An 11,756-nucleotide genomic window follows, 5' to 3' on the forward strand; every position below is an offset into this window, starting at 1 on the left:
TGCTTCTTTTTTGCATCGATTGCCCCTAACGAAAAAGGATCAACAAGCATTCGATATAGTCCTAGATCGATTAAAAAACAGCCGGATGGAGAGGGGAGACCTCTCACATCCGGCTGTTTCTACTATCATCATTTACTTTCAAAGTCACAGTCCTTCAATGGAATCAACTTTGTTTTGTATTTAACTTTATAAATCAGCCAAACGATTAAGAAGAGGGGAAGGCCGATATAGGAAACAAGTGCGCCGTTCCAATCGATATCACCGCCCGTAAAGGCTTGGAAGTTTTGGCCGGCAATGATGAAGATACATAGGACCAGGGCCAGCAGAGGACCGAACGGGAACCATTTTGCGCGATAAGGAAGATTCGACAGATTACCGCCTTGCGCAATATAGGCTCTTCTGAAACGGTAGTGACTGATGGCAATCCCAAGCCAAGTCACAAATCCAGCCATCCCCGATGCGTTCAACAGCCAGACGTAAACCGTACCGTCCCCGAAGAAAGTCGATAGGAAGGCAAGGGAGCCGACTAATGTCGTGGCGATCAACGCATTGACCGGCACGCCTCTATTATCCAATTTCCCTAAGAACTTCGGCGCTTTCCCATCACGCGCCAAATCCCAAAGCATACGCGTTGATGCATACATCCCCGAGTTACCCGCAGATAGTACGGCCGTTAAAATGATGGCGTTCATAACAGAAGCAGCAAAAGCGAAACCTGCCCGTTCGAAAACGAGTGTGAACGGACTGACTGAAACCGACTCACTCAGTAATCGTGCGTCCGTATATGGAATAATCATCGCAATGACGAAAATCGCAAAGACGTAGAACAGGAGGATGCGCCAAAATACGGAGTTCACCGCTTTTGGAATCGTCTTTTCCGGATTTTCACTTTCCCCAGCAGCCACTCCAAGCAATTCCGTACCTTGGAATGAAAAGCCTGCTGCCATGAAAATACCAAGGATGGCAAAGAATCCTCCGTTGAACGGTGCATCGCCAATCGTGAAGTTCGTAAAGCCGATCGCTTCGCCGCCCATGATGCCGAAAATCATCATAAACCCAGTAATGATGAAGATGATGACTGTAACAACTTTAATAAGTGAAAACCAGAATTCCGCTTCGCCAAAACCTTTGACGGACATATAGTTAAAGCCGAACATGATCAGAAGCGCAAGTCCGCTCCATAAGAAAGAAGGACTTTCCGGAAACCAGAATTTCATGATCAATACAACCGCTGCCAGTTCCGCGGCAATTGTGATTGCCCAGTTGTACCAATAATTCCAGCCGATCGCAAACCCGAATGCCGGATCGACGAATCGGGTGGCATATTCTTTGAAGGAACCCGCCACAGGCATATAAGCGGCCATTTCCGCAAGACTTGTCATCAGGAAGTAAACCATGATCCCGACCGCGACATAGGCGACCAATGCCCCTCCTGGTCCTGCCGTATGGATCGCCCCGCCACTGGCCAAGAAAATCCCGGTTCCTATCGAACCTCCAAGGGAAATCATCATCAGGTGGCGTGCTTTCAATGTTCTTTTCAATTGGGGTGTATTCGTTGATGTTATGTTGTTCTCCATGTTGTCCACTCCTTATTGTGATGGAAGTTAACCCCAAAATAAAAAACAGCCATCGAGGAAAATCGACGGCTGTTGGATAAGTGAGTAAATCCTTCCGAAGATAGTTCTCCACGTTGAAAACGTGACAATGATGTTCCTATTTGAAAACATCACCAGCATGGATATCCAATGATCTACCCACACTTCGGCAACTCATCCTTTCAAACGGAGTCAACAATCTCAGAGAACCTCGTCCGTCCTACTCTTATAAGCAGCAACCTCTATCCCATCGGTGAATGGGAGTATTAATTTAATGTACAAATTATAGGGCAATATTATTCACAATGCAATGGTAAACGTTACATATTCATTCTTCAAGTGCCAGAAACCTAAAAAAGGCGCCTTGTCCCATCGATTTCCAGAACGGGACAAGGCGCCTCAGATTACTTTATTCTCCAAACGTAAATCGTTCCAATATAGTAGAATCCAATTTAGAACCGTGCAGCTTAAATTTAGTGAAAGCATATAATTCTTTAGTTTCCTCTACATAAACAAGCCTATCGATAGTACCATATGCATTCAATGTAGATGAAGGGTTAAGTGAGTTGTAGGGATAAACAGAAACTTGTGTTGAGTTGTCAGCAAGATACATAAACTTATTGACTTCATCAAACGTCATTGTTTTGAATGGCGTGGCCAATTTGCCAAGCGGCAGCAAGTCTTCTGATGGATTGCTGCTTGAAGCATAAATCGTCCCATTCCCGTTATAAATTACCTTGCCGTCCGGAGACATTTGAACATAGCCTCGTAATTTCATCGTATCAAAAAAGCGAGGCTCCATTTCTTCCTTCTTGATTTGTCCCTCATGTAAACTAAAGACTTCCATTCTTCCGGTGTAGTGCGAAGGAGAGACTGAATAGACCTTATTTTGTGTCGGTGACAGCTCAATCAATTGTTCATCCCAAATAAACGCAGAAGATAGGTGTTCCGATGTTTGCCAGTTGTAGGTCTGAACCTCTGTATGCTGGCCGGAACCGGATGAAATAATCAACGTTTCCGCATCATCCACGACTATATCGTAAGGGTCGATATTTACGTTCACTTCTTTCAGTAATGAAAGATTTTCAGCATCGTAGACATGGATGATTCCTTTTTGTGTCTCGATGAAATTATAGGGGCTTCTCGCTTGAATATGCTGCGTTACAAAGACTTTTCCATTTTTGATGTAGAGTTTTTCTGCAGGATGTTTCAATTCCACTACCTTTTTCGCTTTTGTCTCTACATTTAGCATGACAAGCGTTTGGGAATTCTTATCAATATAGTAAACGATCGGCTTGTCCGGATTTTTCATCATGTCTATGATTGTTGATTCCACAGTGATGTCAACGACGGAGTGCGCAGTTTTTCCAGTTGATGGACGGAAGTGAGGCTTCATTATCCGTGCAAGAAAAGCTGAAAATTGTGCTCGATCAATAGATTGTGTCGGACGAAATGATCCATCTGAATAGCCAACGGTAATATTGTTCGCTGCTAATGATGAAATGAAGGAGGCTGCCCATGAGCCAACAGGAACATCTTCAAATCCTGGCTCGTACACTCCTTTTAGTTTATAGGCATTATGCAATACTTTAGACATTTCAGCCCGAGTAATATCCCCGCTTGGATCGAATCTAAAAGTACTTTTACCGTTAATAATTCCCGCACTCACGGCGTAGGCAATTTCTTTATAGCCGAAAGTGGATGAGCTCACGTCATTAAACCCTGGGTCTTTTATGGGTGTCTCAGGCATGCCGATGGAGCGCATAATCATAACAACCGCTTGCGCACGTGTGAGCTTGACAGATGGACGGAATGTGCCGTCATTATATCCATTAATGACTTTTTGTTCAGTTAAATACTCAATCTCTTCCTTGAAGCTTGAAACGTCGGAAAAGCCTGCTGCCTTTGCACCGCCAACTGGAATAGCAAGGATGGATAGGCCTAAGGACAAGACGATCAATAGCTGTAGAATCTTTCTCAATAAAAACTTCCTCTCTCTTATCTTTCATAAACAAATTTTATTATAGTAGGAAATCTCTGTTTTCACACGTGTCCATTAGACTATTCATGTGAGTATATACATTGCACCAAAACCCTCGGCAAAGGGCATTGCAAAGATGATCGTTTTCCTGATCCTCATGCGGTTTGGTGTCGTTGTCCCGGTCTTTCATATCCCCCTGGTCAGCGAACGGAAAAATGATGCATTTTAAATAAAACAGCAAAAAATAAAAGCCAAATGGTAAACTTTGTGATACTATATTAGTAATTGAAAGAATAATAACAACTTTCAAACGTGACTTCTTGAACGAGTGGGGGTGACCAATCCATAGAGTCGATTCTGTAAACGCATCGTCTTTCATACAGTAGTAGGAAAGAAGATTGATTTTCATTCATTACATGAAGAGGGGGCTTATCAATGAAAAATGAAGTAAGCGTCAGCGAAAAATTGAGCGAAGCACATACATTGCCATCTTGGCTGTACACGGACCCGGATGTGTTGGACGTCGAATTAAAGGAAATCTTCGCGAAAACTTGGCAGTACGTTGGACATGTTAGCGAATTCAAAAAAGCGGGCGATTATATTACGACTGAAATCGTCGGCAAGCCGATTTTTGTGACATTGGGCAACGATGGGGAGATCCGCGCCTTTTATAATGTGTGCAGTCACCGGGCTGCGAAGTTGGTTGAAGGGGAAGGGAATAAGCGTATCATCACTTGTCCGTACCATGCTTGGTCTTACCGGTTGGATGGGTCGCTTAACCGCGCTCCGAATATGCAAGGTGTCGAGAACTTTGATGAATCTGCCTTCTGCTTGCACGATGTCCGATTGGAGATTTTCGAGTCGTTCATCTTTGTGAATCTCGATCCGGATGCGGAACCGATGGCAAAGACCTTCGGCGGATTGCTTGAGCATGTGAAAAAGGATAATTTGGATCAATTCAAGAAAATGCAGGTAAAGGAAACGATCTGTCATTCAAATTGGAAAATCGGGATCGATAATTATTTGGAATGCGATCATTGTCCGGGGGTCCATAAATCACTCGTTTCCAAAGTGGATATGAAGCAATATGAATCGAGCCTACACGAAAATTATGTTTATCAAGCGACTCCACTAAAAGGGCAAAACGCTGATTTCGAAATGGGGCAGGGCGGAAGATACTACTGGCTTTATCCGAATATGTGGTTTTCGTTCGACCCGGGTCCGCCTAATGTATCCATTCACCAGTCGATTCCGATTGATCATAAAACGACGAAGTACGTCTATACGACTTTTTTCATGAACGATACAATCACGGAAGAGGAAGAAGAGTTGATGGCGGTCGATCAAGACGTGCGCCGGGAAGATAAGGAGATCTGTGAGGTTGTCCAAAAGGGAATCGAAACGGGTGTATACAAACAAGGCAGATTTTCGCTGACCGAGAACTGCGTCCACCATTTCCATCTGCTCATGCAAAAGAGACTGGAACCATTTTTGCCATTGAAGAAAGTTGAGTCAAACGTTTTGTAAACGCTTTCACATACGTGCAATTAAAGTCAATGAGGAGGATGGTGAATGGAGATGAAGACGATGCAAGAAAGTCCGCAGAAGCTAAGGCGGGAGATGAAGAGCAGACACCTATTCATGATTTCGCTCGGGGGCGTCATAGGAACCGGCCTATTTATCGGTTCGGGGTATGCGATCGGGGAAGCCGGGCCGATCGGTACAATTTTAGCCTATCTGGTAGGTGGGCTCCTCATGTATTTAGCAATGGTCTGTCTAGGGGAGTTATCCGTCATCATGCCGGTTTCAGGCTCTTTTCAGGCGCATGCCACGAAGTTTATAGGACCTGCATCAGGATTTGTCATCGGTTGGGTGTATTGGCTGAGTTGGGCACTTTACGTCGGTCTTGAATTTATCGCAGCGGGGTTGTTGATGGGCAGATGGTTTCCGGATGTCCCCATATGGATCTGGTGTGCAGTCTTCGTCGTTCTTCTGTTCTCCATCAATTCGCTGAGTACGAAAAGCTTCGCTGAAACGGAATATTGGTTCGCGGGCATAAAAGTATTGGCGGTCATTCTATTCATCGGAATCGGCTTTTGTGCGATGTTCGGGTTGATCACGATGGATGGGACGCCGACTCCCTATCTTTCGAATATTACCGGAGATGGTGTTTTCCCTACAGGGCTGACTGGGGTCTTTATCGTCATGATGACTGTCATTTATGCATTCCAAGGCTCTGAAATCATGGGAGTGGCAGCTGGGGAAACGGAGGAACCGGAGAAGAACATTCCGAAGGCCATCCGCAATATCGTTGTGCGTGTTCTCGTGTTCTACGTGTTGGCGATTTTTGTCCTGTCGGCAATCGTCCCTTGGAAAGAAGCGAGTGTGCTGGAAAGTCCGTTCGTCACAGTTTTCGATATCGTCGGGATTCCTTACGCCGCAGATATCATGAACTTCGTCATCTTGACGGCCATACTTTCCGTCGGGAACACGGGATTATTCGCTTGTACGCGGATCCTTTATTCATTGGCCAACGATGGGATGGCGCATCCGATGTTCGGAAAGCTGAGCAAGAAGGGGGTTCCGATGAATGCGCTGCTTGTGACTCTCGGATTTGCGCTTCTATCCTTGCTGACGAGTGTCATTGCGGAGACTACACTCTTTGTTGTCCTTCTCTCGGTCAGTGGAATAGGGGGGACGATTACGTGGATGGCCATCGCATTCTCCCAATATCGTTTCCGGACGCAGTATGTGAAAGACGGAGGAAAGCCGGAAGACCTGAAATTCCGGGTCCGTCTGTTTCCATTCGTCCCGATCCTTTGTATCGTAATTTGCGCGTCGTTATTCGTTTTCGCCGCATTTGATCCAACGCAGCGGGTGTCACTTGCTTTAGGGTTCGGTTTTATCGGGTTGTGTTATTTGTATTATTATTTGAGGTATACGCGAAAGAGGGAAACTGCCATTTCTCAGTAGGAAGAAAATGAATCGCTGGTTCTTCAAGACATATTTTAAAAGACAGCCGAATGGAGAGGGGAACCTCGTCCATCCGGCTGTATTTCATACTATTATTTCACCGCTCGTATAGGCATAGAAGTTGTGGACGGTAATTATTTATCCGGTACATTTCCTGTAAGGATCTGTGCTAGCTTAAGCGTGTTTGTATGAATTAGGCTTTGAAACTTTTTAGTAAATGAAACGTATTCCTGATAATCAAAAATCAACATATTGGTGTAAAGCATGGAAAGGAGTAGATTCAGTGGAGGATGAAAATTGGAATGGCAAGGGGAAGATTAACGAAAATAAATTAATGATGAGAGAAGCAGGATTTGTAGTATTGGTAATACTAATTTTTCTGCAATACTTTAAATTAGCTGCTTACTTGTCTGATAAATACTTTTTTAATAGTTATTTCATGAGCTATCTTGTCTTGGTTTTAGGTATTCCTTTATCTTGCTTTGCTGCGAAATATGTAGTTCAGGTAATTAAGCAGATAATATGAAAAAAGTGACTAGGCTTACTGTCACGTAAGGGCGCGAGAAAAGGGAGTCGAGCAAGGACTGGATAGAAGGAGAGTTCGAATTGGATAAGTTCGGTTTAATTTTCGGTGCAACAATTATAATTGCTATTTATGGAAGTGCGAATTATTACATCGCAAGTAAGATCTATCAATGGCTCAGACTGTTTTTCCCATCTGTAAATTTAAAGCTATTTGCAAGTGTATACATATTCATTGCATTTTCTATGATACTCGCTTTTTTACCTCTTCCTTCCAGTGTGAACAATCTAGTTAGTTGGTTAAGCGCATATTGGATGGGCATTTTTGTATATCTATTCCTATTTATTCTCATGGTTCATTTGATCATACTAATCGGCACTATGGTGAAAATAATTCCAACTCCTCTGCCGCAGAAATTCCATTTCTTTGCGGGTTTTATAGTGGTTTTACTAACTTCTAGCTTCGTCGGTTATGGCATATACAATGCAAATCAGATTAAACATGTTTCCTACGATATTTTGATGAAAGAAACTCCATTGCCAGGTGGCATGAAGGTCATCCTCATAAGCGATTTGCATTTAGGAGCTGTAAATTCCGAAAAGCGCCTTGAAAGTATCGTGGATGATATTAATAAGCTTGAACCTGATATCGTTTGCATTGCGGGCGATATCTTTAATGATGATTATAATGCTATCCAAGATCCTGAAAGAGCAATGAATTTATTAAAAAGTATTACGGCAACATATGGAGTATATGGCAGTCTTGGAAACCATGACAGTGGAAAGACATTTGGCGACATGATTACCTTCCTTGAGCGAAGTAATATAAAGCTCCTTACTGATGAGTACCAGATAATTGATGAGCGACTGATTGTTTATGGACGTGTGGATCCATCGCCAATTGGGGGTTTTGGTGATATAAAAAGAAAAGATAGTACAGAAATTTTAGCTTCGATAGATACAAATCTGCCTATTATTGTTATGGATCATACTCCTACAAAACTTGAGCAATATGGCGAGGAAATTGACTTAGTTCTTGCTGGCCACACGCACAGAGGGCAGATATTTCCGGGCAGTTTAGTAACAAATGCAATATTTGAAGTGGACTATGGACATTATCAAAAGGATGCGACGAGCCCACACGTTATCGTTACATCGGGCGTAGGTACTTGGGGGATGCCAATGCGGGTCGGAACCAATAATGAGATTGTACGTATTCAATTGCGTTGAGAGATTCTTAAAGAATTGTGTAACCCTGGTGAAGTTGAGTTTCTTCTTTCTACTATGCTAAACTTAAACGTTCGAAAGCAATGAAGAAGGTGGAATTCGTATGGGAAGAATGGAAAATAGGCAACAACAGAAGAAAGAGAAAATAAGAAATAAATGGTCAGATATGAAAAAACCTATTCGAATACTCTTATTCGGAATGCTCGTTGTAGTCATTTGTGGATTGGTCATAGTAAACCTATTAATTTCATCAAGTGATGTGAGTAAACTCGAAGAACCTGAACCGAGACCGACGTTTATTTACGATCAAAACGGAGAGATTGTGAGTAAAATTTCGAATTCCAATATTGAGGGAGTTCCGTTACATCAAATTCCAAAAGAGCTGATAGAAGCAGTCATTTCTGTTGAAGATCAACAATTTTACAAACATAACGGGATTAATTATTTTGGGGTTGCGCGGGCATTCACTCAAAACATGTTAACAGGTGAAGTTGTTGCCGGTGGGAGTACCATTACTCAACAGCTTTCAAAAAATGTGTTTTTAACGCAGGAACGTACGTATTCTCGTAAATTCAAAGAACTGCTGATTGCGAAGAATGTTGAGAGAACGTATTCAAAAGATGACATCTTAGAACGATACCTCAACCAAATCTATTTTGGCGAAGGAGCATGGGGTGTTCAACGAGCTGCGGAAGTCTATTTCGGGAAAGATGTAAGCGAATTAACGTTGAGCGAATCTGCTACATTAGCGGGATTAATTAAAGCGCCAACCCATTTATCTCCTTATAAAAACAAGGAAAAGTCGCTGGCACGACGCAATATTGTCTTATCGTTAATGAAAAGTGAAAAGTACATTAGTCAAGCGGAGTTCGATGAAGCGGTAGGACAGGAAATTGTGTTAGCTGATTCATCATTGACGAATTATAAGGGGAAATACCCCTATTATATTGACCATATTATTGACGAGGCTGTAAACAAGTACGATTTAACGAAAAATGAAGTGCTATCAGGTGGATTACATATTTATACGGAGTTGAATCCTGTCATCCAAGATGCCCTTGAAGAAGTCTATGAGGATGAGCGTTATTTTCCAGAGAGTAAGCCGGATCAACTTATTCAAAGTGCTTCGGTCTTCTTGAATCCTAAAACGGGCGGAATTACCGCATTGGTTGGGGGCAGAGGAGAATACACGTATGGACGCTTTAATAATGCGACACAGCTCGTTCGACAGCCGGGCTCAACTTTGAAACCACTTGTCTACACTGCAGCACTCGAGCAAGGCTATCATATTTCGGATTTGCTCGTTGACGAACCGATTAATATTGATGGATATTCTCCGAAGAATTTCGATCAGAAATTCAGAGGGCGAGTGACAATGTACGATGCTGTGGCGCAATCGTATAATATCCCTCCCGTCTGGCTCTTACATCAGATTGGAATTGAAAAAGGTGTCCGTGCCGTGGAGCGGTTCGGAATCCCATTGGATGACCATGACCATAATCTAGGCTTGGCATTAGGGGGCTTGCACAAAGGTACTTCACCCTTGCGAATGGCTCAAGCTTTTGCTGCGTTTGCGAATGATGGGGTCATGATGGAAGCCCACGCGATTGTTAAAATAAAAGATTCAGAAGGCGAAGTCATAGGAAAATGGCGTGAACAGTCTCAGGAAGTAACAGATGCGGAAGTCGCCCAGCAAATGACCTATATGCTGCAAGGTGCTGTCGAAGTTGGTACGGCCCAGAAAGCTCAACTTTCAGGATTGGAAGTAGCCGGTAAAACAGGCACCACCCAGCTGCCATTCACGGGTGTGGATGGATCAAAAGATCATTGGTTCGTCGGATATACACCGGACCTCGTCGGTGCGGTTTGGTTAGGATATGACAAAACAGACGCAGAACATTACTTAACATCAACTAGCAGTTTTACAGCGCCGCCAATTTTCGCGCAAGTCCTATCAAGATCGATCAGTGAATTACCTACGAAAAAATTCGATCTGCCATTAATCGCGAAAAAGAAAAAAGAGTTAGAGGAACAGAAAGCTAAGTTAAAGGAGAAAGAACAAAAACAAGAAAAAGAGAAAAGGAAACAAAAGAAAAAAGAAGAGAAAGAACGAGAAAAGAGAGAGAAGAAAGACAAGAAGGAAAGAGAAAAAGAACAGAAAAAGAGAGAGAAAAAGGAAGAGAAAGAAAAGAAGAAACGAGAGAAAGAGAAAAAGAAGGAAAAAGAAAAATGACGCGTGAGTCGCAAGGATATGATGATTGAACGGTGACAGTTGGCCGTGCATTGTCCTCATCAATAAGGGCTGCAAAGACTACCTATATACCGTTAAAAACTACAAAACCGGTTCCGATCATTACGTAAAAATGATTAGAGCCGGTTTTTGCTTGAACTCGGTGTATAAGTACATGCATTAAGCTGTGTTTGAGTTGTTCGGCATATAATAGGTCTACTTTTCCGATTTCATCATTCAACCCACAAGCCTCAAGTAATATAGCTTTGCTTCTTGCAACGCATTGTTTACTTCAATAGACGCATCAGCTGCAAAATACAATGCAATACCGCCTGCGATAACAACAGCTATTGTACCGCCGTATTTAAGTGCTTTTCTATTTCTTGCATAAAGGAACAATGCAATTGCTACAACGAGCAAAAGGTAGATTAATGAGTAAAAAACCGTAGATAGCGATGATTCGATAGCTTGAATAGCGGTCGCATAATTTACTAATTCATCTATATTGTCCTCGTTCTTTTCGATGACAATAAGGTCGCCTTTATAATCAAGCTCCCAAAGAATCGTCCCGCTCTCCTCTTTAGTAATCGTAAAACCGTATCCCATCGCATTACCACTGCCGATCAATCCGTAATACTCTTCAGTGTCTGCTTCATCGTTTTGGGTGCAGGCTGCTACTAGGAAAGGAAGGAATACTAACACTAACGCAATCGGAATATATCTGTTCATTCGCATCTCTCCTAAAAGCATCGTCACTTTCTAGACGATAGCTTCTCCGATATGACTCCGTAACAATTCTTTCTGTAGGATTAAAATAATCAAATTTACAGTACGTTCTTATTCCGCTATCAAAGTTAATTGGTCCGTTTGAGAGATCAAATCAATTCTATGTCCCTCTTTTTCATAAAAAGTTGAAGCACCTTCTCTGCCTGCTTTGCTCCATCCTTTTGATTTGATTATTATCTCATACATAAGAGGAATCCCGTCTTCTTCAGAGGCTTTTGACCAATTATAAACAGCAACGTCATCTTTATCATTAAGTAATTCGGCGTTTTTGGGTATCGGAAAGTTAAAGAATTTATTGTTTTCCTCATATGCAAGATAAGTGGCGAAAAAGAGAATGCCACCAATTACTATTGTGGATATAACCACTATGCTGATTTTATTCTTCATGCTTTCTCTCCATCCGTTTAAAATGTAACGATAATTATTTGCCTTACAACCTAAC

Annotated in this window: 9 protein-coding genes and 1 riboswitch; of the genes, 5 read left to right on the forward strand and 4 right to left on the reverse strand. The window is 42.5% G+C overall.

Going from position 1 to position 11,756, the window contains the following annotated elements; all coding sequences use genetic code 11:
* Positions 1-128 precede the first annotated feature (128 nt).
* Positions 129-1,577: an amino acid permease gene (locus M3193_RS14735; protein WP_251629207.1), complete on the reverse strand. Its 1,449-nt coding sequence runs from the start codon at positions 1,575-1,577 to the stop codon at positions 129-131.
* Between the two features lie 93 nt (positions 1,578-1,670).
* Positions 1,671-1,848: riboswitch (Lysine riboswitch) on the reverse strand.
* Between the two features lie 156 nt (positions 1,849-2,004).
* Entirely contained in the window at positions 2,005-3,576 is a 1,572-nt protein-coding gene (locus tag M3193_RS14740; protein ID WP_251629209.1) for an S-layer homology domain-containing protein, read from the reverse strand.
* Positions 3,577-4,011: 435 nt separating this feature from the next.
* Here M3193_RS14740 and M3193_RS14745 point away from each other — a divergent pair, with 435 nt between their 5' ends.
* From M3193_RS14745 to M3193_RS14765, 5 genes are all read left to right on the forward strand, one after another.
* Positions 4,012-5,103, forward strand: a complete 1,092-nt coding sequence (locus tag M3193_RS14745; RefSeq protein ID WP_251629211.1) for an aromatic ring-hydroxylating oxygenase subunit alpha — start codon at positions 4,012-4,014, stop codon at positions 5,101-5,103.
* A 51-nt stretch (positions 5,104-5,154) separates the two neighbouring features.
* Positions 5,155-6,549 carry an amino acid permease gene (locus M3193_RS14750; RefSeq protein WP_251629440.1) on the forward strand — a complete coding sequence of 465 codons (1,395 nt, stop codon included), beginning with the start codon at positions 5,155-5,157 and terminating at the stop codon, positions 6,547-6,549.
* A gap of 283 nt (positions 6,550-6,832) precedes the next feature.
* Positions 6,833-7,075, forward strand: a complete 243-nt coding sequence (locus tag M3193_RS14755; protein ID WP_251629213.1) for a hypothetical protein — start codon at positions 6,833-6,835, stop codon at positions 7,073-7,075.
* Between the two features lie 80 nt (positions 7,076-7,155).
* Positions 7,156-8,301 carry a metallophosphoesterase gene (locus M3193_RS14760; protein WP_251629215.1) on the forward strand — a complete coding sequence of 382 codons (1,146 nt, stop codon included), beginning with the start codon at positions 7,156-7,158 and terminating at the stop codon, positions 8,299-8,301.
* 100 nt (positions 8,302-8,401) lie between these two features.
* On the forward strand, positions 8,402-10,531 hold the full coding sequence (locus M3193_RS14765; RefSeq protein WP_251629217.1) for a transglycosylase domain-containing protein: 2,130 nt from the start codon (positions 8,402-8,404) through the stop codon (positions 10,529-10,531).
* Positions 10,532-10,765: 234 nt separating this feature from the next.
* Here M3193_RS14765 and M3193_RS14770 read toward each other — a convergent pair whose 3' ends face one another.
* Both M3193_RS14770 and M3193_RS14775 read right to left on the reverse strand, forming a co-directional pair.
* Complete coding sequence (locus M3193_RS14770; protein ID WP_251629218.1) at positions 10,766-11,257, reverse strand: hypothetical protein; 492 nt, start codon at positions 11,255-11,257, stop codon at positions 10,766-10,768.
* A gap of 108 nt (positions 11,258-11,365) precedes the next feature.
* Positions 11,366-11,701 (reverse strand): hypothetical protein, encoded by a 336-nt coding sequence (locus M3193_RS14775; protein WP_251629220.1) that lies wholly within the window; start codon positions 11,699-11,701, stop codon positions 11,366-11,368.
* Between the last annotated feature and the right edge of the window lie 55 nt (positions 11,702-11,756).

The sequence above is a fragment of the Sporosarcina luteola genome (genome assembly GCF_023715585.1).
Taxonomy (GTDB): domain Bacteria; phylum Bacillota; class Bacilli; order Bacillales_A; family Planococcaceae; genus Sporosarcina; species Sporosarcina luteola_D.

Bases quoted from the DNA above. Each gene is read 5' to 3' on its own strand.
- M3193_RS14735 (WP_251629207.1), bottom strand. From the start codon at position 1,577: ATGGAGAACAACATAACATCAACGAATACACCCCAATTGAAAAGAACA.
- M3193_RS14745 (WP_251629211.1), top strand. From the start codon at position 4,012: ATGAAAAATGAAGTAAGCGTCAGCGAAAAATTGAGCGAAGCACATACA.
- M3193_RS14750 (WP_251629440.1), top strand. From the start codon at position 5,155: ATGAAGACGATGCAAGAAAGTCCGCAGAAGCTAAGGCGGGAGATGAAG.
- M3193_RS14765 (WP_251629217.1), top strand. From the start codon at position 8,402: ATGGGAAGAATGGAAAATAGGCAACAACAGAAGAAAGAGAAAATAAGA.
- M3193_RS14770 (WP_251629218.1), bottom strand. From the start codon at position 11,257: ATGAACAGATATATTCCGATTGCGTTAGTGTTAGTATTCCTTCCTTTC.
- M3193_RS14775 (WP_251629220.1), bottom strand. From the start codon at position 11,701: ATGAAGAATAAAATCAGCATAGTGGTTATATCCACAATAGTAATTGGT.